Raw genomic sequence first — 20,379 nt, forward strand, 5'->3', positions numbered from 1 at the left:
CCCTTTTCGTCTTACTCTGAGATAAAAGCAGACGGATGCCGCTCCCGCAAGACCACCGGCACCGTCCCCGACATCGGAGCAGCCGTGGCCCCCACCCTTTCCCCGTCCACCGAGTCCCTCCGCGCGGCGGGACGGTTCGGTCTCGGTGCTGCGCCCCTCGGCAACCTGTTCCAGGAGATCGACGACGCCGAGGCCACGGCGGTCGTCGACGGCGTCTGGGACAGCGGCATCCGCGTCTTCGACACCGCTCCCCACTACGGACTCGGCCTCAGCGAACGACGCCTCGGCGCCGCGCTCGCCCACCGACCGCGCGACGAGTTCGTCCTCTCGACGAAGGTCGGACGGCTGCTCGAACCCGACCCGAGCGGTGCGGGGCGCCTCGACGACGAGGGGTTCGTGGTCGAGGCGACGACGCGGCGCCGGTGGGACTTCTCGGCCGACGGTGCGCGCCGCTCGCTCGAGTCCTCGCTCGAGCGGCTCGGGATGGACCGGGTCGACATCGTGCACCTGCACGATCCCGAAGGGCGCGTCGACGAGGCGATCGACGGAGCGCTCCCCGCGCTCGTCGCCCTCCGCGACGCGGGCGTCATCTCGGCCGTCGGCGTCGGGTCGAAGGACCCCGCCACGCTCACCCGCATCATCGAGACCGGCGTGGTCGACGTCGCCATGGTCGCGGGGCGGTACACGCTGCTCGAGCAGCCCGCCGCCGCCGACGTCCTGCCCGCGGCGCTCGCGCACGGGGTCGCGGTGATCGCGGTCGGCGTCTACAACTCGGGGCTGCTCGCGACCCCGCATCCCGATCCCGCCGCCCCCTATGAATACGGCACGGCGCCCGAAGCCGTCTATCGTCGAGCTGTACGGCTCGCGGACGCGTGCGCGGCGCGCGGAGTGCCGTTGCCCGTCGCCGCCCTGCACTTCCCGTTGCGGCATCCTGCCGTGGTGAACGTGACGGTGGGGCTCGGCAAGGCATCGCACGTCGCGCAGACAGCCGGATACATGAACGAGCCGCCGACCGAGGATTTCTGGCGCGGCCTCGCAGAGGAGGGCCTGGTGCCCGAGGGAGAACGATGACAGAGCACGTCCTGTGGTACCGCCGACCCGCGGAGACCTGGAACGAGGCGCTGCCCCTCGGCAACGGTGCGCTGGGGGCGATGTGCTTCGGCGGTGCCACCGACGCCCTCCTGCGCCTGAACGACGAGACGCTCTGGTCGGGAAGCCCCGCGAGCGAGCTCGCTGCGCCCGTCGTCACGGCGGATGAGGCGCGCGACGCGCTCGCCGAGGCCCGCGCCGCCGTCGCCGACGGCCGTGAAGAGGATGCCGACCGTCACGTCCGGCGCCTGCAGCACCGCCACGCGCAGTCCTTCCTTCCGTTCGCCGACCTGCGCCTGCGCATCGACGGCGCGACCTCCGACGAGGTCGAGGACTACCGTCGCGAGCTCGACCTGGCGACGGCGACCCACGTCGCCACCGGCACCCGCGCCGGCGCAGGCCTGAGCCACCGCACGTGGATCAGCGCCCCGCACGGCGTGCTCGTCCACGAGCTCGAGAGCGACGAGCCGATCGACGTCCGCGTCGAGCTCGAGACGCAGCTGCGCGAACTCGGCCGCGTCGAGATCGACACCGCCACCACCCTGCTCGTGCAGGCACCCTCCGACGTGACGCCCCCGCACGACGAGGTCGACGAACCCGTCGTGTACGAGGACGACGTCGCCTCGGTGCGGGGAGCCCTGCACGCGCGCATCGTCACCGACGGCACTCCCGTGCGCGGCGGACGCGTGCTCCGCGCGACCCGGGTGACCGTCGTCCTCGCGACCGCGACGACCTTCACCGGTATGGGACGGATGCCGGCAGGCACCGAGCGTGCCGCGGCCCGCCGCGCGACCGAACGCGTCGACACCGCGATCGCCGCGGGTCTCGACCAGGTGCGGGCGGCGCAGCTCGCCGACCACGCGAGGTTGTACGCCCGGGCCGAACTCGCGATCGGCGTCGCGCCGGACCCGGAGCGCGACACCGCCGAACGCCTGCGCGACCTCGCCGGGGGCGGCGGGGTCGACATCGGCCGCGACCCGGGGCTCGCCGCCCTTCTGTTCCACTACGGCCGGTACCTGCTGATCTCGTCCTCGCGACCCGGGGGATTGCCCGCGACCCTGCAGGGCATCTGGAACGAGGACCTCCGCCCCGACTGGAGCTCGAACTACACGACGAACATCAACGTCGAGATGAACTACTGGGGCGCCCACACCGCCAACCTCAGCGAGACCGAGGAGCCGCTCCTCGCCCTCATCGAGGCGCTCGCCGACAGCGGTGCCGAGACGGCGCGACGGCTGTACGACGCCCCCGGCTGGGTCGCCCACCACAACACGGATGCCTGGGGCTACACCCAACCCGTCGGTGACGGCGTGCACGACGCCGCCTGGGCGTTCTGGCCGATGGCGGGCTTCTGGCTCTGCCGGCACCTCGCCGAGCGCGACGCGTTCGGTGTCGCCGACGAGGCCGAGCGCCGCCGCGCGTTCCGTCTGCTGCGGGGGGCGACCGCCTTCGCCCTCGCCTGGATGACGCGGGCCGAGTCGGGCGAGCGCGGCACCGCGCTGTCGACGTCGCCCGAGAACACCTTCCGCACCCGCGACGGTGGTTCGGCTGCCGTCGCCGAGTCCGCCACCCTCGACATCGTGCTGCTGCGGGCGCACCTCGACGAGTTCCTGCGCCTCGCGCACCACCTCGGCCACGAGGACGATCCGCTCGTCGCCCAGGCGCAGGACGCCCGCGCCGGACTCCCCGAGATCCCGATCGAGGACGGCTCGATCGCCGAGTGGCCCGGCGGCCGCGAGGCCGTCGATCCCCATCACCGGCACCTGTCGCCGCTCGTGTTCGCCTACCCGGGGACCGAAGCCCTCACGCCCGAGCTCGGGGCCGCGGCATCCCGCTTCCTCGATCTCCGCGAGGACGAGTCCACCGGATGGTCGCTCGCCTGGAAGATCGCCCTCCGCGCCCGGCTCGGCCAGGCGGATCGCGTCGCGGACCTGCTCGCGCTCGTGTTCCGCGACATGTCGATCGACCGCGGCGACCAGTCCGGCGGCCTCTACGACAATCTCCTCGCGGCCCACCCGCCGTTCCAGATCGACGGCAACCTCGGGTACGTCGCCGGCCTCGCGGAGTGCCTCGTCCACTCGCACGGTGACGCGATCACGCTGCTGCCGTCGTGGCCGGCACCGCTCGGAGCCGGTTCCGTGCGCGGTCTCGTGGCCCGTCCCGGTGTCGAGATCGACCTCGCGTGGGATGACACCGGTGCGGTGACCTCCGCCCGCGCCCGTGCGCGCGTCGCGTCGGCGCATGCCGCTCACACGTTCCGAGCGGGCGAGCGCGAGATCGAGGCGACGATAGACGACGCGTGGAGCGTCCTCATCGGCGAGTGATCGGGTTCGTACAGCGCGTGTCGGGAATGCGCGCCTGGCGCATGCGTTCTCCCGACGTATGACACACGTAGGAATCATCGGAGCAGGTCACATCGGTTCGGCTGTCGCGCGCGGTCTCGTCGCGCAGGGGCACCAGGTCGCGATCAGCAACTCGCGCGGTCCCGAGACGCTCAGCGATCTCGTCGCCGAACTCGGTGAGAACGCTCAGGCCCTGACCGCGAAGGATGCCGCAGCCTTCGGCGAATGGGTCGTCGTCACGATCCCCCTGAAGGCCATCGACGGACTCCCCGTCGACGAGCTCGCCGGCAAGTTCGTCGTCGACACGAACAACTACTACTGGGAGCGCGACGGCCACATCGCCGAGCTCGACGAGAAGAAGACCACCACGTCGCGCATGCTGCAGGACCGTCTGCCGCAGTCGACCGTCGTGAAGGGCTTCAACCACATCCCCGCCGCCGACATCCTCACCGACGGCGCCCCCGCCGGCACTCCCGGCCGCCGCGCGCTGGCGACCTCGAGCGACTCGGCCGACGCCGTCACCTTCATCACGAAGATCTACGACGACTTCGGCTTCGACACCGTCAACGTCGGCGGTCTCGACGAGAGCTGGCGCGTCGAGCGCGACCAGCCGGCCTACGTCGTGCGCCAGACCGCCGACGAGCTGCGCGAGAACCTCGCCCGCGCGGAGCGCTGAGCCCCGGCATCCCTCTTCGACCCGACGCGACCTGCGTCCATTCCCGGTGAATGGATGCCGGATGCGTCGGGTCGACGCGTTCGCGGGAGCTGCCGCGGTCAGCGCAGGTGCGCCGGCCGCGGCAGCTTCACGAAGAGCATGAGCACGAGGCCGACGACGAGCACGATCGCGATGCCGAGGATGCCCCAGTAGGTCGCACCGAAGACGGCGATGAACAGCGTCCACATGCCCGGAGCCAAGAAGCTGACGACGCGTCCGGTCGTGGCGTAGAGGCCGAACACCTCGCCCTGCATGTGCTCCGGCGTGACGCGGGCGAGGAGTGAGCGCGTCGAGGCCTGTGCAGGGCCGACGAAGGCGCAGAGCGCGAGCCCGAGGATCCAGAACGGGAGCTTGCCCGCGTCGTGCAGCAGGAACACTCCCAGTGCCGAGACGACGAGCCCCACGAGCGACGTGAGGATGATCGCGCGGGCGCCGTACCGATCGTCGAGGCGGCCGGCGAGGACCGTCGAGATGCCCGCCACGAGGTTGGCGGCGATGCCGAAGAGGATGACTTCGTTCGGCGAGAACCCGAAGGCCACGGCCGCGAGCACGCCGCCGAAGGCGAAGACGCCGCCGAGTCCGTCGCGGTAGACGGCGCTCGCGAGCAGGAACCACGCCGTCGGTCGGTGCGAGCGGAACAGGTCGCGGATCGAGCGGAAGAACGCCCGGAACCAGGCGGCGAATCCGAGCGGCGGCTCACCCGGGGGAGCCGGCGGCTCGGGGACGTTCCGGAAGAGCGGGATCGCGAAGACGATCGTCCACACCGCGCAGCCGACGGCGATCAGGCGGTAGGCGAGGCCGCCCGACGTGTCGAGGCCGAACCACTCGACGGCGTTCAGGACGACGACCGCGACGAGGGCCAGGATGCCGCCGATGTAGCCGAGTCCCCAGCCGAGCCCCGACACCTTGCCGACGGTCCGAGGCGTCGAGACGCTCACGAGCAGGGCGTTGTAGTTGACGCCGGCGATCTCGGACGCGACGGCACCGAGCGAGACGAGGATCGCGCCGAGCCAGAAGTACGACGGGTCGGCGAAGACGAAGAACAGGCTGAACTGCAGCAGCGCGAGGAGGGCGGTCGCGATGAGCAGCCACCGCTTCTTGCGGCCCTTGCGGTCGGCGACCTGTCCGAGGATCGGCGCGAGCAGCAGGATCGCCAGTCCCGCGATCGTCGACACGAGTCCGTAGCCGGTCGACAGGTCCGCCAGGGCCGACTCCTTGATCGGGTCGTCGTCGGCGAGGCGGGCGACGTTCTCGGGCAGGAACGTGTCGGACACGAGGTACAGCGACACGAAGACGAAGGTCAGGATGACCGAGTTGAAGGGCTGCGTCGCCCAGTCCCACATCGCCCAGGACGCGACGTTCCTGCGAGGGACGGGACGCTCCTCGAGGTCCTGGAACATCACGGGGAGGGCGCCGCTGTCGGCGGTGGCGGGGATCTCGGGCGTCCCGCCGGTGGAACGCGTCATGAGCCGCACCCTACCGCGCGTTCACGGCGCGCCGGTGACGTGGCGCGTCAGGCTTCCCGCGGGGGATCCCAGACCACGGGTGTGACGGTGCCGTCGCGCCAGTCGCGGCGGAGGACGCTGTAGGCGACGGATGCCAGCAGTCGCCCGCCATCGGTCGGCCACCCCTCGCGGTAATAGGCCTCCTGCACCCAGCCGCAGCGGACGAACACCCGCCGCATCGCGATGTTGTCCTCCCGCGTCTGCCCTTCGAACCTGTTGACCTCGGGCATCGTCGTGAAGACGTGGTCGGTCGCCACGCGCAGGACGTCCGTCGCGAGCCCGCGGCCGCGGTGCGCGGCATTCAGCCGCAGGTCGAACAGGGGAGCGTCGTCGCTGAGGTCCTCGAGCCGGAAGAACCCGATCCGGCCGTCCGCGTCCGAGTCGATCCAGAACGAGGCGTGATCCTCGTCGGCGTACGCGCCGTCGTCGATCGCCTCTGCGATCTGCGCCGCCGTGGGATCGGTCCGCACGTGGAACGGGAACGACTGCGACGTCATGAACGAGATCAACGCCTCGCGGTCGGCGCCGGTGGGATCGAGGGGCGTCAGGCGGATCGGCATCCGTCCACGCTAACGGCGATCGCGATCACGCCGAGCCTGCAAACTTGATATGCATCGGCTCAAGTTGGTTTGACGGTCGGCGAGGGCCGGAGTAGCCTTGAGTCATCGCGGCTCAGGTTGTGGCCAGAGCCGCCGGAAGACTTCAGATCTACGCAATCGCCACACGAAGGAGAATCACATGGCACGTGCAGTGGGAATCGACCTCGGAACGACCAACTCGGTCGTCGCCGTCCTCGAAGGTGGCGAGCCGAAGGTCATCGCCAACGCCGAGGGTCTTCGCACGACCCCGTCGGTCGTCGCGTTCACGAAGGACGGCGAGGTGCTCGTCGGCGAGACCGCCAAGCGCCAGGCCGTCACGAACGTCGACCGCACCCTGACCTCCGTCAAGCGCCACATGGGCACCGACTGGAAGACCCAGGCGATCGACGGCAAGAACTACACGCCGCAGGAGATCTCGGCCCGCATCCTCCAGAAGCTCAAGCGCGACGCCGAGCAGTACCTCGGTGACACGGTGACGGATGCCGTCATCACCGTCCCCGCCTACTTCAACGACGCCGAGCGTCAGGCCACGAAGGAGGCCGGTGAGATCGCGGGCCTCAACGTGCTCCGCATCATCAACGAGCCCACCGCCGCCGCTCTCGCGTACGGCCTCGACAAGGGCAAGGAGGACGAGCTCATCCTCGTCTTCGACCTCGGTGGTGGAACCTTCGACGTCTCCCTCCTCGAGGTGGGCAAGGACGACGACTTCTCGACCATCCAGGTGCGCTCCACCGCCGGTGACAACCGCCTCGGTGGCGACGACTGGGATCAGCGCATCGTCGAGTACCTGATCAAGCAGTTCAAGGACACGAGCGGTGTCGACGTCTCGGGCGACAAGATCGCCCTGCAGCGTCTGAAGGAAGCCGCTGAGCAGGCCAAGAAGGAGCTCTCGAGCTCGCAGTCGGCCTCGATCAACCTGCCGTACCTCTCTCTGACCGACTCGGGCCCCGTATCGCTGTCCGAGACCCTGAGCCGCGCGAAGTTCGAGGACCTCACCAAGGACCTCCTCGACCGCACCAAGAAGCCGTTCGAGGACGTCATCCGCGAGGCCGGCATCAAGGTCGCCGACATCGACCACGTCGTGCTCGTCGGTGGATCGACGCGTATGCCCGCCGTGAGCGAGCTCGTGAAGAAGGAAGCCGGCAAGGAGCCCAACAAGGGCGTCAACCCGGACGAGGTCGTCGCCGTCGGCGCCGCCCTGCAGGCCGGTGTCCTCAAGGGTGAGCGCAAGGACGTGCTGCTCATCGACGTCACCCCCCTGAGCCTCGGCATCGAGACCAAGGGCGGCATCATGACCAAGCTCATCGAGCGCAACACGGCCATCCCGACCAAGCGCAGCGAGACCTTCACGACCGCCGACGACAACCAGCCGTCGGTGGCCATCCAGGTCTTCCAGGGTGAGCGCGACTTCACCCGCGACAACAAGCCGCTCGGCACGTTCGAGCTCACCGGCATCGCGCCGGCACCCCGCGGCATCCCGCAGATCGAAGTCACGTTCGACATCGACGCGAACGGCATCGTCCACGTGTCGGCGAAGGACAAGGGCACCGGCAAGGAGCAGTCGATGACGATCACCGGCGGCTCGTCGCTGCCGAAGGACGACATCGAGCGCATGGTGCGCGAGGCCGAGGAGCACGCGGCCGAGGACAAGAAGCGCCGTGAGGCCGCCGAGGTCCGCAACCAGGCCGAGACGCTCTCGTACTCGATCGAGAAGCTCCTCAGCGAGAACGCCGACAAGCTGCCCGACGACGTGAAGACCGAGGTCCAGGCCGACGTCGACGCGCTCAAGACGGCGCTCGCGGGCGACAACGACGACACCGTCAAGGACGCCTACGACAAGCTGAACGCGTCGCAGACCAAGATCGGCGAGGCGATCTACGCCGCGAGCCAGGCCGACGCCGCACAGGCGCCGACCGATGCTCCGGCCGGCGAGCAGACGGCATCCTCCGATGAGGATGTCGTCGACGCCGAGGTCGTCGACGACGAGGACGAGAAGAAGTAAGCATGGCGGACAAGGACTTCGAGAAGCCGGACGAGGGCGACGACGTCGCCGCGACCCCGGCCGAGGAGTCGGTGGAGCCCGCCGGGGATGCCGACACGGAGCCGGACGCGCTCACGGTCGACGACATCCTCGGCGCGGCCCAGTCCGACGAGGCTGCTGTCGCGGATGCGCCGGAGGAGGAGCACGACCTGCTCCTCGACCTGAAGCGCGTGCAGGCGGAGTACGCCAACTACCGTCGCCGCACCGAGGAGCAGCGCGAGGTGGAGCTCGCGCGCGCCAAGGGCGCCGTCGCGAAGGGGATGCTCCCCGTGCTCGACGACCTCGACCGCGCTGAGAAGCACGGCGACCTCGCCGAGGGCAGCGCGCTGGCGGCGATCGCCGAGAAGATGCGGGCCGTCGTGGCCCGCCTGGGAGTGGAGCGTTACGGCGCTGCGGGCGACGCGTTCGACCCGCAGCAGCACGAGGCGATCTTCCAGGCGCCCACGCCCGGCACGACCGAGCCGACGATCCTCGAGGTCGTCGAGATCGGTTACCGCCTCGGTGACCTCGAGCTGCGTCCGGCGAAGGTCGTGGTCGCGGTTCCGGCTGAGTAAGGGGCGCGCTGATGGCCAGTCAGGATTGGTTCGACAAGGACTTCTACAAGGTGCTCGGGGTGTCCAAGGACGTCTCCGACGCCGACCTGAAGAAGACGTACCGCAAGCTGGCGCGCACCTACCACCCCGACTCGAACGCGGGGGACCCCGCGGCCGAGGCGAAGTTCAAAGAGGTCAGCGAGGCGTACTCGGTGCTCAGCGACAAGGAGCAGCGCGCCGAGTACGACCAGCTGCGCGCCATGGGGTCGGGGAGCGCCCGCTTCCAGCCCGGGGCGAGCGGCGGGTTCGAAGACGTGTTCAGCCGGTTCCAGCCGGGTGGCGCGGGCGGCCAGCAGGCCGACTTCGATGACCTCTTCGCGATGTTCGGGCAGCAGAGCGGCGGACGGTTCGGTTCCGGTCGCTTCGGGCAGCCGAGCGGCGGATTCCGCGGCTTCGGCGGCCCGCAGCGCGGGGCCGACGTCACCGCCCGCACGACGCTCGACTTCACGACGGCCGTGAAGGGCGACACCATCACGCTCCAGGGCGACGACGGCAAGCCCATCAAGGTGAAGATCCCCGCAGGGGTCTCAGACGGGCAGAAGATCAAGCTCCGCGGTCGCGGTCGCCCCTCGCCGGACGGCGGCGAGGCGGGTGACATCGTCCTCACGGTCGGTGTGCGCCCGCATCCCGTCTTCACGCGCGAAGGGCTGAACCTCCGCATCCATGTCCCCGTCACGTTCACCGAGGCGGCGCTGGGTGCGACCATCGAGGTCCCGACGCTCGGCGGCGACAGCGTCAAGCTGCGCGTCGCGCCGGGGACCCCGTCCGGGCGCGTGCTGCGCGTGAAGGGCCGCGGGGTGCAGACGGCGAAGGGCACCGGTGACCTGCTCGCCGAGGTCCAGGTCGCCGTCCCGACCCACCTCGACGGACCCGCGCGCGAAGCGCTGGAACGTTTCCACGAGTTGGAGCCCAAGGAGAATCCCCGCGCCGATCTGATGGCCAAGGCGCGCGAGTGAGGTGAGACGCATGGCGAACGAGCAGGTCGACGAAGACGCCCCGATCCTGGCGATCGCGGTGGCCGCTGAGCTCGCCGGCATGCACCCGCAGACGCTGCGTCAGTACGACCGGCTGGGACTCGTGGTACCGGCGCGCACCCGCGGCGGGTCGCGCCGGTACTCCCTCCGTCACGTCGCGCAGCTGCGCGAAGTGGCGCAGATGTCGGCTGACGGCGTGAGCCTCCCGGCCATCTCGCGCATCATCGAGCTCGAGAACCAGGTGCGGATGCTGCGCCGCGAGGTCTCGGGACTGCAGGGTCGCCTGCGCGACGAGGTCGCCGCACGCCGCGGTGCCCGCGTGTTCGCCGCCGGCGCGACGGGCTCGGTCGTGACGCTCCGCCAGGGCACGCGCGTGCGCCGCGCCACCGACGTCGTCCTGTACCGCCCCCACCCCCCGACCGACTGACGCGCCGGCGCCGGGTCGTCGAAAGGTCGCAGATGGTCGCCCGGCGACATCGAAAGCGGCCATCTGCGACGTCTCGAGGCGTCTGCACGGGGCGCGCCGCCCGTGGGGCTTTCCACAGGGGGGCGGATTCGGGGTGGGGCCGGTGGTGAGGGGTGGATCGTGGGCGGATGCCGAGCGTCCTTCCCCCGGAGCTGCCGGACCGCTTCCTGGTCGGGTGGGCGATCGACGCGGGTGTGACACGCCGTCGCTTGCGGCATCCATCACTCGCGGCGCCGTTCTACGGCATCCGCTCGCGCGAAGCGGCGGACGACGTCAGAGCACTCGCCCTCAGCTACCTGCCCAAGCTGCGGTCCGGCGAGCACTTCTCCCATGCGACGGCCCTCGTGCTCGCCGGCGGCTGGGCTCCTGATCGGCTCCGACTCGCCCTCGATGTGACCGCGATCCCACCGACCGTGCGGGCTCGCGGCGCGGGAGTGCGCGGGCACCGTTCGCAGACGGCGCACGTCCGATTCGTGGACGGGATGCCGGTGGTGGACCCGGCCGCTGCGTGGTGCCAGGCGGCATCCCTTCTCAGCGATCGAGAGCTCGTCGTGGCGGCGGACGCGCTCCTCCGTCGCCACAACCCTGTGCTCACCGTCGGGGCTCTGGAGGCTGAGGTCGCTGATCGGGACGGGTCACGCGACGTGCGTCGACTGCGACGTGCGCTTGAGCTCGCGGAGCCAGGCACGGATTCCGTCGCGGAGACGCTCCTTCGACTGGACGCGCGAGACGCAGGGCTCCCGCCGTTCCAGGTGAACGCCGAGATCAGGGATGCACGCGGGCGGTTCCTGGCCTACGGTGACCTGGTCCACGCGCCGACGAAAGTCCTGCTCGAATACGACGGGCAGCAGCACCGCCTCGATGACCGCCAGTACTCGCGCGATGTCGATCGCCTCGACGACCTCGCCACCGCAGGGTGGCGCGTGATCCGCGTGAACCGCTCGCACCGTGGTGCCGCGCGTCGCGGCATCCTGGAACGCGTTCGAACCACCCTGATCGAGCGAGGCTGGCGTGCCGAGACGTCGCAGATGGTCGCTGGGCGGCAGCGAAAGTGACCATCTTCGACGCCTCGCCGACGGCCGAGCGGATGCCGGGGGTCAGGCGGGGTCGATGCGGAGGGTGCCGGGGCCCTCGCCGACGGTCAGGTCGGTCACGAGGCGGAGCGAGCGGGCGAGGGCGTCGACGGCGGGGATGACGGTGCCGAAGCGCTCACGATCGGAGATGACGGCGGTGAGGGTGACGAGGTGGGTGCCGGTGTCCCACGTGTACGACGCGAAGGGCGTCTGGCGCGTGTTCGGCGGCAGGGGCATCTCGAGCTTCTCGGCGACGCCGAGCGGGGAGCCGGTGAAGCTCACCGTGTCGTCGTACTCGATCGGCATGCTCGCGCGCATGGTCCGCAGCTGGGGCGTGAGCTCCTGCACCTGCGCCATCGCGACGAGGAGTTCGGGATCGTCCTTCCACACCCAGGCCAGCAGGCGCCCGTCGGCGCGGCGCATGAGGGCGGGGATCGCCTGGCTCATCGCCCATGCGGCGACCTTGCTGCCGGGCTGGTCGCGGCCGAAGGCGGCGTTCGCCTGGGCGAGCAGCATCCCGATCGCCTTCTTGCGGGCGCGGCGCCCGCGGAACCCAAACGAACCGGTGATCGGGACCCACTGCGCGGGGTCCACCTGGGCGGAGAGGCGGAGGCCGGTGAGAGGCGTCATCGCTCCAGCGTAGGTTGCTAGGATCCGCCTATGCTGCGCGCCCCCCACGTCCGCAGCGCCGTCGCAGTGATCGTCGCGATCGCGCTCAGTCTCGCCCTCCCCGTCTCGCCGGCGGCTGCCGCCGGCAGCGTCCCCGCCAAGCCCGGGCTCGTCAACTACGTGGGCGCCTCGCTCACGTCGCTGACGGTCGACTGGGCCGACATCCCCGGTGCGACGAGCTATTACGTCTACGCGAACACCAGCCACGATCTGGTCACCCGGCCCGCGCAGCCGATCAACCAGAAGGTCACTTCCTCGAAGGCGACCGTCACCGGACTGAAGCCGGGGGTCGCCTACTTCATCCAGGTGCGCGGCGTCTCGGCCGCGGGCATGGGGCCCCGGTCATCGCCGGTGGCCCACGAGACGATCACGGCGCAGGCGACGCTGCCCGCGGGCTCGCCGAGCTACCTCGCGGTCAGCTGGAACGTGTGCTCGAACGTCTGCTCCGGTTTCTCGACGCGCAAGAACGTCATCAACAAGCGCATCACCGAACTCGCCCCCGACATCGTCGCCCTGCAGGAAGCGTCGAAGTACACGACGCCGCCCAGCGGCTACACCTTCGCGTACAACGGGCAGAACGACATCCTCATCCGCAACGGCCGGTTCACCCGCGTCGCCGCCAAGTCGGGCGGCGCCACCTCGGGCGCCGTGCTGTTCCCGTCGCAGTACGCCTCGGCGGGCAAGGGAATGTCGTGGGCCGCCGTCCGGCACAGTTCCGGCGCCTACCTCCTCGTCGTCGACACGCACCTCGTGGTCGGGACGTCGGCATCCGTCGTCCGTCAACGCCAGTACGAGGCCGGCAAGCTGGCGGATGCCGTGACCGCGACGCTCACGAAGCTCAACAAGACGCACCGGTCCCTGACCGACTGGACCAAGGCGCCCGTCATGATCGTGGGCGACCTCAACACGCACAAGTCGCGCGTGGGCGACGGCACCATGGCCGCACTCGAGAAGCGCGGGTGGCACGACGCGTACGACCAGGCGCGCACCCTCAGCCTGCAGCACTACAACACGGCGAACCCGACCATGTCGCTGACGCCCTTCACGAGCGTGACCTGGGGCGACCACATCGACAAGGTGCTCGTGCGGCCCTCGCGGTCGGTCGTGTACTCGTGGAAGAACGCGGGGAAGACCGCGGGCGGCAAGTGGATCGGACCCCTCGGGTCGGACCACCATCCGCTCGCCGTCCGCGTCGGCCTCCGCTGAGGCGCGCCGATCCTCCACCGGAGGACGTCCCGGTCCCGGGCTAGAATCGAGCCCCGGCGCCCCGCACATCCCTGCGCCCCATCGGCGGAGAGCCCCCTCCCGCTTCCGACGCACAGATTGGCCCGTACCCCGTGACCATGACGCCCCCGGACGATCCCGCCCCTGAGCGCGGACCCCTCACCATCGTGATCGCGGCCGACACCTTCGCGCCCGATGTCAACGGAGGGGCTCGCTTCACCGAGCGCCTCGCCGCGGGCCTCGCCGCACGCGGTCACGACGTCCACGTCGCGACGCCGAGCGTCGGGCACCGCAACCACGGCGTGTTCACCGAGGACATCGAGGGCCAGCCGCTCACCGTGCACCGCCTTCCCGGGTGGCGCTACCGGCCGCACGACTGGCTGCGGTTCGTCCTGCCGTGGATGGGCAAGCACTACTCGCGGCGGCTGCTCGACGAGGTCGACGCGGATGTCGTGCACAGCCAGTCGCACATCGTGATCGGTCGCGCCCTGACCCGTATCGCGAACCAGCGTGGCATCCCCGTCGTCGCGACGAACCACATCATGGCCGACAACATCCTGGACTTCACGCTGCTGCCGAAGTTCCTGTACGACATCTTCCTGAAGATCGCGTGGGCCGACGCGGAGCGCACGTTCAAGATGTCGCGCGCGGTGACGACCCCCACCCGCAAGGCGGCGGAGTTCCTCGAGAACACGATCGACATCTCCGGCGTCGTGCCGATCAGCTGCGGCATCCGCCAGAGCAACTACACGCCGAACCTCGAGCCGCGTGAGAACCGCCGCCGGGTGCTGTTCGTCGGCCGCCTGACGACGGAGAAGCACGTCGAGGTCACCCTCGAGGCGATCACGAAGCTGCCCGACCTCGACATCCAGTTCGAGATCGTCGGCGGCGGCGATCAGCGCAAGAGCCTCGGCCAGGTGACCGAGCGTCTCGGCCTGGCCGACCGTGTGACCTTCCTCGGGCGGGTGTCCGAAGAGGAGCTCCGCGCCGCCTACACCCGCGCCGACGTCTTCGTCATCGCCTCGGTCGCCGAGCTGCAGTCCATCGCGACGATGGAGGCCATGGCCTCGGGCCTTCCCGTCATCGCGGCGAACGCCGTCGCGCTGCCGCACCTCGTCCACGACGGCGAGAACGGCTACCTGTTCGAGCCGGGCAACGCCGACGAGCTGGCCGAGAAGATCCGCACCGTGCTGACGGCGGACCAGGCCGAGTACTCGCGGATGCAGCAGGCCTCGCTCCACGGCGTCGAGATCCACGACATCGAGCGGACCCTCGACACCTTCGAGAAGCTCTACCGCGGCGAACCGCTCGGCGGCTGAGATGCGTCTGTTCTTCGACGCACGCTACATCCGCACCGACTTCCACGACGGCATCAGCCGCTACTCCGCCGAGCTCGCGCAGGCGGTGGCGGATGCCGCATCCGCCTACCGCACCGAGGTCACCTACCTGATCCACGACGAGCGGCAGCGCGCCTTCCTGCCCGCCGATGCGATCACTCTGACGATCCACGCGCCCACGTCGGTGAAGGAACCGTTCTCGTCGCTGCTGCTGAACCGCCACCGGCCGGACGTGTTGTTCTCGCCGATGCAGACGATCGGGTCGGGCGGCCGGCGGTTCCGGCTCATCCTGACGCTGCACGACACCATCTACTACCGGCACCGGACGCCGCCGCGGGCGCTGCCCTGGTACGTGCGTGTCGGCTGGCGGCTGTTCCACCTGTCGTACTGGCCGCAGCGGTGGACGCTGAACGCAGCCGACCTCGTCGCGACCGTCAGCGAGACGAGCGCGCGCCAGTTCGCCCGCGTGCGGCTGACGAAGCGCCCGGTCGTCGTGATCCCGAACGCACCGCAGCGCCTCGCCGAACTGCTCCCCGACGGTGCCGTCGTGGGCTCCGGCCCCGTTCGGAACCTCGTCTACATGGGCTCGTTCATGCCGTACAAGAACGTCGAGACGCTCGTCACGGCCATGCGGGAGCTGCCGGATCACACCCTCCACCTGCTGTCGCGCATCGCGCCCGAGCGTCGCGCCGAGCTGACGGCGCTGGCCGGCGGAGCGTCGGTCGTCTTCCACGACGGGGTGACGGATGCCGCCTACGCCGCGCTCCTGGCAGACGACGCCGCTCTCGTCACGACGAGTCTCGACGAAGGCTACGGGCTGCCGGTGGCCGAAGCGCTCGAACTCGGGGTGCCCGCGGTGGTGACCGACATGGAGATCTTCCGCGAGGTGGCCGGAGACGGCGCGCTCTACGTCGATCCGCTCGATCCGGAAGCCGTCGCCCGCGCCGTGCGGTCGCTCGATGAACCCGGGATGCGGGGGCGACTCGTCGAGGCGGGGACGCGTCACATCCGCTCGTTCGAATGGGCTCGGTCGGCGAAGATCCTGCTCGCCGCGGCGACCGATCTGACGCGGCGCTGAGCCGGGTCAGGGGCCGGGGTCAGATGCCGCCGGCGCCGCCCGCGTTGCTGCGGTTGTCGACGTAGACGGCCGTGGCCTTCGCCATGCGCGCTTCGGAGTCGGCACCGCGACGCGCAGCCGCGCCGTGACCCTCTTCATCGGTCACCGAGCGGTCGAGTCGCGCGCGTCGACGTGCGACGACAAGGCTCAGGGCGACGATCGCGACGACGACGGCTGCGAATCCGAGTTCCATGGTCACAATCTAGCCGTTACCGCAGCGGGTGGAGGAAAAGCGGTCAGAGGAACTGTCCGCCGACCGTGGAGGAGAGGAACCCCAGGACCGTCCCCACGAGGGTCGCCGCCGCGAGGCCGATCGCGATCCCGCCGAGGAGGCGGGCCCCGGCATCCCGGCGCACCGCGATGAACCCGAGGATGAGGGCGACGACGGCGAGGGCGCAGGTGAAGAGCGAGAACACGGCGTTGACGATGCCGTACAACTGCGGGTCGTAGACCGACCGATACAGCTGGATCGTGATGGCCGGCCAGAGTCCGCCGAGGAGGACGGGGGCCGCCGCCACGAGCAGTGCGGCGATGGCGAAGCCGCGGGCGCTTCCGGCGCCGGCCGCCGGAGGAGGAGTGCCGTACGGGTAGGACGGCTGCCCCTGGGGCGGGTACTGGGGTGAGTACTGCGGCGGCTGCTGCGCGTCCGGCGGGACGGGGTCGGTCATGGCTGTCCTCTCGCGGGGACCCGAGTCTAGGGGCGTGGTCCCGCGGGGCGGAAGGGGGTGCTCCGGGGGTCATGCCGCCGTCGTGGCAGGAACGCTATGCTTGCACGCATCCTGCCATCAATGGTCGCATCGACGCTGCTCGTAGGAATAATGCCAGCCGAACACCATCCGGGGAGAACGCCATGATCCGCACCGTCGCCTGCGTCGTCCAGAGCGGGTTCGCGCCCTTCGAGTTCGGGCTCGCCTGCGAGGCGTTCGGGCTCGATCGCAGCGACGACGGCATCCCGAACTTCGACTTCCGGATCGTGACCCCTGATCCCGGCGCGATCCCCAGCAACCTCGCGTTCTCCATCAACGTCGATCACGATCTGACGTTCGCGGACGAGGCCGACGTCGTCGTCATCACGCCGATCCCCCGGGAGGCGTGGGGCAGCGTGGACGAACGGGTGCTCGACGTGATCCGCAGGGCGGTCGCGCGAGGCGCGTGGGTGCTGACGGTGTGCAGCGGGGCGTTCGCGGTCGCGGCATCCGGTGTCCTGTCGGGGCAGCGCGCGACGACGCACTGGCGCTACGCCGAGACCATGGCGAGCATGTACCCCGACATCGAGGTCGACCCGAACGTGCTGTACGTGCAGTCGGGGCGGATCATCACGAGCGCCGGGACGGCGGCCGGGCTCGACGCGTGCCTGCATCTTCTGCGGCTCGAGCTCGGGGCCGAGGCGGCGAACACGATCGCGCGGCGCATGGTGGTGCCCCCGCAGCGCGACGGCGGCCAGGCGCAGTTCATCGCGTCGCCGTTGCCGGTGTCGACCTCGCTCTCGCTGACGCCGGTGACCGAGTGGATGCTGGAGAACCTGCGGCGCGACTTGTCGGTCGACCAGCTGGCGGCGAAGGCGCACATGTCGCCGCGGACGTTCGCGCGGCGGTTCAAGGCCGACTACGGGACGACGCCGGCGGCGTGGTTGGGGCGGCAGCGGATCCTCCATGCGCAGCGCCTGCTCGAACAGACCGACCTCGGACTGGACGCGATCGCGTACGAGTGCGGCTTCGGTTCGGCGGCCGTGCTGAGGCAGAACTTCGCGCGGGTGCTCGGGACGACGCCGACGGCATACCGGTCCCGCTTCGCCTGCGCCGCCGTCATGGCGTCGTGATAAAGTTGAGCCTGACGGACTCAACTTTTTATCGAGCTTTCAGGAGCAGATGATGAACGCACAACCGGCATCCGGCCAGGGCGATCAGGGCAGCGCCCTGGAGCAGTACGGCATCAACCTCACCGACCGTGCGCGTCAGGGCAAGCTCGACCCCGTCATCGGACGGGACGGCGAGATCCGCCGGGTCAGTCAGGTGCTCACGCGGCGCACGAAGAACAACCCGGTGCTCATCGGCGAGCCCGGCGTCGGCAAGACCGCCGTCGTCGAGGGGCTCGCCCAGCGCATCGTCGCGGGAGACGTCGCGGAGTCGTTGAAGGGCAAGGAGCTCATCGCGCTCGACATCTCCGCGCTCGTGGCCGGGGCGATGTACCGCGGTCAGTTCGAGGAGCGGCTGAAGAGCGTCCTCAAGGAGATCACGGAGTCCGAGGGGCGCGTGATCACGTTCATCGACGAGCTGCACACGCTGATGGGAGCCGGCGGCGGCGAGGGGTCGGTCGCGGCATCCAACATGCTGAAGCCCATGCTGGCGCGCGGGGAGCTGCGCCTGATCGGTGCGACGACCCTCGACGAGTACCGCGAGTTCATCGAGAAGGATGCCGCACTGGAGCGGCGCTTCCAGCAGGTGTACGTCGGCGAGCCGAGCGTCGAGGACACGATCGCGATCCTTCGCGGGCTCAAGGAGCGGTACGAGGCGCACCACAAGGTCGCGATCTCGGACGGCGCCCTGGTGGCGGCGGCGGCGCTGTCGAACCGGTACATCCCGGCGCGGCAGCTGCCTGACAAAGCGATCGACCTGATCGATGAGGCCGCGTCGCGCCTGCGCATGGAGATCGACTCCGCGCCGCTCGAGATCGACGAGCTGCGCCGGCACGCGGATCGGCTCAAGCTCGAGGAGCTGGCGCTCAAGAAGGAGAAGGACGACGCGTCGAAGGAGCGTCTCGCGGCGCTGCGCGACCAGCTCGTGAAGGTGCAGCAGCAGCTCGACGACCTGCAGGCGCGGTGGGAGCGGGAGCGCGCGTCGCTGAACGCGGTCGGCGATTACAAGACGCGGCTCGATGCGCTGCGCGTCGAGGCGGAGCGCGCGCAGCGCGAGGGCGACCTCGAACGTGCGTCGCGGTTGCTCTACGCGGAGATCCCGGCGCTCGAACGCAAGCTCGCCGAGGCGGAGATCGCGGAGGGTGCCGTCGGTGATGGGGCCGAGCGGATGGTGGGCGATCGGGTGACCGAGGAGGACATCGCCGAGGTCATCGCCGTGTGGACCGGCATCCCGGTCGGAAAGCTGCTGCAGAGCGAGAGCGCTCGACTGGTGCACCTCGAGTCGGAGCTGGGCAAGCGGTTGATCGGGCAGAAGCCGGCCGTGAAGACGGTGGCGGATGCCGTGCGTCGGTCGCGCGCGGGGATCAGCGACCCGAACCGGCCGACCGGCTCGTTCCTGTTCCTGGGGCCGACCGGTGTCGGCAAGACCGAGCTCGCGAAGGCGCTCGCGGAGTTCCTCTTCGACGACGAGCGCGCGATGGTCCGCATCGACATGAGCGAGTATGGCGAGAAGCACGCCGTCGCGCGGCTCGTCGGTGCCCCTCCGGGGTACGTCGGGTACGAGCAGGGCGGTCAGCTGACCGAGGCGGTGCGGCGCCGTCCGTATTCGGTGGTGCTGCTCGACGAGGTCGAGAAGGCGCACCCTGAGGTGTTCGACGTGCTGTTGCAGGTGCTCGACGACGGACGGTTGACCGACGGCCAGGGGCGGACGGTCGACTTCACGAACACGATCCTGATCCTGACGAGCAACATCGGATCACCGGTGCTGATCGATCCGACGCTGACGGACGACACGAAGCGCGAGCAGGTCATGGCGATGGTGCGGCAGTCGTTCCGGCCGGAGTTCCTGAACCGCCTCGACGACGTCGTAATGTTCACACCGCTGACCGAGTCGGATCTGGCTCAGATCGTCGAGCTGGCGGTCGATGCGCTGCAGCGGAGGCTGCACGCTCGCCGGTTGACGCTCGCGGTGACGCCGGACGCGCGGGCGTGGCTCGCCGAGCGCGGCTACGATCCGCTGTTCGGGGCGCGACCGCTGCGGCGTCTGATCCAGTCCGAGATCCAGGACAGGTTGGCGATGGCGCTGCTGTCGGGCGGCGTGCACGACGCTGATGTGGTCCGGGTGGATGTCGCGGTCGACGGCTCGCAGCTGGTGCTGACGAGCAGCGGGCCGACGCCGCCGGAGGAGTCGGGCGACGACACCATCGAGGCGGAGCTGCTCGACTGATGACGCCGGTCGCGCTGGGGCATGGCGTGGTCCTGCGCGAGGTCGTCGGATCGGATGCGGCTGCCCTCGCCGAGGCGTACCGCCGCAATCGAGAGCGGCTGGCGCCGTGGGAGCCGGAGCGAGCCGAGCGCTTCTTCACGGATGCCGGTCAGGAGTCGGCGATCGAGGTGATGCTGCGCGAACGTGAGGCGGGGACCGGCGTTCCGTTCGTGCTCGAGGCGGGAGAGCGGATCGTGGGGCGGGTGAACCTCTCGGGCATCGTGCGCGGACCGTTCCAGAGCGCGAACCTCGGGTACTGGATCGACGGCGAGCTGGGTGGACGGGGTGTGATGACCGCCGCGGTGGATGCCGTGGCTCGAGTCGCCGCTGAAGATCTCGGCCTGCACCGCATCCAGGCGGCGACGCTGCTGCACAACGCGCCGTCGCAGTCGGTGCTGCGCCGGTGCGGCTTCGCGGAGATCGGCGTCGCGCCGAGGTACCTGCGGATCGCGGGGCGGTGGCAGGACCATCTGCTGTTCCAGCGGATCCTGGAGGACTGAGCCGGTCGCGTGTC

At 70.1% G+C, this 20,379-nt stretch carries 19 protein-coding genes; 14 read left to right on the forward strand and 5 right to left on the reverse strand.

What is annotated here, in order from left to right; all coding sequences use genetic code 11:
• Positions 1-84: 84 nt before the first annotated feature.
• From AC4NN1_RS11150 to AC4NN1_RS11160, 3 genes are read left to right on the forward strand one after another with little or no spacing between them, the layout of a single operon-like run.
• On the forward strand, positions 85-1,071 hold the full coding sequence (locus tag AC4NN1_RS11150) for an aldo/keto reductase (RefSeq protein ID WP_491955338.1): 987 nt from the start codon (positions 85-87) through the stop codon (positions 1,069-1,071).
• Positions 1,068-3,413 carry a glycosyl hydrolase family 95 catalytic domain-containing protein gene (locus tag AC4NN1_RS11155; protein ID WP_491955339.1) on the forward strand — a complete coding sequence of 782 codons (2,346 nt, stop codon included), beginning with the start codon at positions 1,068-1,070 and terminating at the stop codon, positions 3,411-3,413. The genes AC4NN1_RS11150 and AC4NN1_RS11155 overlap by 4 nt, the downstream gene beginning before the upstream one ends.
• A 58-nt stretch (positions 3,414-3,471) precedes the next feature.
• Entirely contained in the window at positions 3,472-4,107 is a 636-nt protein-coding gene (locus tag AC4NN1_RS11160) for an NADPH-dependent F420 reductase (RefSeq protein WP_491955340.1), read from the forward strand.
• Positions 4,108-4,205: 98 nt separating this feature from the next.
• Here the strand turns inward: AC4NN1_RS11160 and AC4NN1_RS11165 are convergent, their stop codons facing one another.
• Together AC4NN1_RS11165 and AC4NN1_RS11170 are read right to left on the reverse strand one after the other, a co-directional pair.
• A complete protein-coding gene (locus AC4NN1_RS11165) occupies positions 4,206-5,612 on the reverse strand; it encodes an MFS transporter (protein ID WP_491955341.1) in 1,407 nt (468 codons plus the stop codon).
• Positions 5,613-5,659: 47 nt separating this feature from the next.
• Positions 5,660-6,211 carry a GNAT family N-acetyltransferase gene (locus AC4NN1_RS11170; protein ID WP_491955342.1) on the reverse strand — a complete coding sequence of 184 codons (552 nt, stop codon included), beginning with the start codon at positions 6,209-6,211 and terminating at the stop codon, positions 5,660-5,662.
• Positions 6,212-6,389: 178 nt separating this feature from the next.
• Between AC4NN1_RS11170 and dnaK the strand changes: the two genes are divergently transcribed.
• The 5 genes from dnaK (at position 6,390) to AC4NN1_RS11195 (ending at position 11,379) form a co-directional block, all read left to right on the forward strand.
• Entirely contained in the window at positions 6,390-8,252 is a 1,863-nt protein-coding gene (gene dnaK / locus AC4NN1_RS11175; protein WP_491955343.1) for a molecular chaperone DnaK, read from the forward strand.
• Positions 8,253-8,254: 2 nt separating this feature from the next.
• Positions 8,255-8,845 carry a nucleotide exchange factor GrpE gene (locus AC4NN1_RS11180; RefSeq protein WP_116227655.1) on the forward strand — a complete coding sequence of 197 codons (591 nt, stop codon included), beginning with the start codon at positions 8,255-8,257 and terminating at the stop codon, positions 8,843-8,845.
• Positions 8,846-8,856: 11 nt separating this feature from the next.
• Positions 8,857-9,840: a DnaJ C-terminal domain-containing protein gene (locus tag AC4NN1_RS11185; RefSeq protein WP_018187595.1), complete on the forward strand. Its 984-nt coding sequence runs from the start codon at positions 8,857-8,859 to the stop codon at positions 9,838-9,840.
• A 10-nt stretch (positions 9,841-9,850) separates the two neighbouring features.
• Positions 9,851-10,285, forward strand: coding sequence for a heat shock protein transcriptional repressor HspR (locus AC4NN1_RS11190; protein ID WP_018187594.1), 435 nt, complete (start codon positions 9,851-9,853; stop codon positions 10,283-10,285).
• A 167-nt stretch (positions 10,286-10,452) separates the two neighbouring features.
• Positions 10,453-11,379, forward strand: coding sequence for a putative endonuclease domain-containing protein (locus tag AC4NN1_RS11195; protein WP_491955344.1), 927 nt, complete (start codon positions 10,453-10,455; stop codon positions 11,377-11,379).
• Positions 11,380-11,421: 42 nt separating this feature from the next.
• Here AC4NN1_RS11195 and AC4NN1_RS11200 read toward each other — a convergent pair whose 3' ends face one another.
• Positions 11,422-12,027 (reverse strand): hypothetical protein, encoded by a 606-nt coding sequence (locus AC4NN1_RS11200; RefSeq protein WP_491955345.1) that lies wholly within the window; start codon positions 12,025-12,027, stop codon positions 11,422-11,424.
• Positions 12,028-12,057: 30 nt separating this feature from the next.
• Between AC4NN1_RS11200 and AC4NN1_RS11205 the strand changes: the two genes are divergently transcribed.
• From AC4NN1_RS11205 to AC4NN1_RS11215, 3 genes are all read left to right on the forward strand, one after another.
• Entirely contained in the window at positions 12,058-13,272 is a 1,215-nt protein-coding gene (locus AC4NN1_RS11205) for a fibronectin type III domain-containing protein (protein WP_491955346.1), read from the forward strand.
• Between the two features lie 137 nt (positions 13,273-13,409).
• A complete protein-coding gene (locus AC4NN1_RS11210; protein WP_028497515.1) occupies positions 13,410-14,609 on the forward strand; it encodes a glycosyltransferase in 1,200 nt (399 codons plus the stop codon).
• Between the two features lies 1 nt (position 14,610).
• Positions 14,611-15,705 carry a glycosyltransferase gene (locus AC4NN1_RS11215; protein WP_491955347.1) on the forward strand — a complete coding sequence of 365 codons (1,095 nt, stop codon included), beginning with the start codon at positions 14,611-14,613 and terminating at the stop codon, positions 15,703-15,705.
• 19 nt (positions 15,706-15,724) lie between these two features.
• Here the strand turns inward: AC4NN1_RS11215 and AC4NN1_RS11220 are convergent, their stop codons facing one another.
• Together AC4NN1_RS11220 and AC4NN1_RS11225 are read right to left on the reverse strand one after the other, a co-directional pair.
• A complete protein-coding gene (locus AC4NN1_RS11220) occupies positions 15,725-15,937 on the reverse strand; it encodes a hypothetical protein (protein ID WP_018187588.1) in 213 nt (70 codons plus the stop codon).
• A gap of 43 nt (positions 15,938-15,980) precedes the next feature.
• Positions 15,981-16,412, reverse strand: a complete 432-nt coding sequence (locus AC4NN1_RS11225; protein ID WP_018187587.1) for a hypothetical protein — start codon at positions 16,410-16,412, stop codon at positions 15,981-15,983.
• Between the two features lie 182 nt (positions 16,413-16,594).
• On the opposite strand from AC4NN1_RS11225, the gene AC4NN1_RS11230 reads away from it, so the two are divergent.
• Genes AC4NN1_RS11230 through AC4NN1_RS11240 form a run of 3 tightly spaced genes read left to right on the forward strand, consistent with a single transcriptional unit; the run spans position 16,595 to position 20,365 of the window.
• Positions 16,595-17,563, forward strand: a complete 969-nt coding sequence (locus AC4NN1_RS11230) for a GlxA family transcriptional regulator (protein ID WP_020098479.1) — start codon at positions 16,595-16,597, stop codon at positions 17,561-17,563.
• A 49-nt stretch (positions 17,564-17,612) separates the two neighbouring features.
• Positions 17,613-19,826, forward strand: a complete 2,214-nt coding sequence (locus AC4NN1_RS11235) for an ATP-dependent Clp protease ATP-binding subunit (protein ID WP_491955348.1) — start codon at positions 17,613-17,615, stop codon at positions 19,824-19,826.
• Complete coding sequence (locus AC4NN1_RS11240) at positions 19,826-20,365, forward strand: GNAT family N-acetyltransferase (RefSeq protein WP_491955349.1); 540 nt, start codon at positions 19,826-19,828, stop codon at positions 20,363-20,365. Before AC4NN1_RS11235 ends, AC4NN1_RS11240 begins: the two co-directional genes overlap by 1 nt.
• Positions 20,366-20,379: the final 14 nt, after the last annotated feature.

The sequence above is a fragment of the Microbacterium sp. MDV22-iso44 genome (assembly GCF_058629135.1).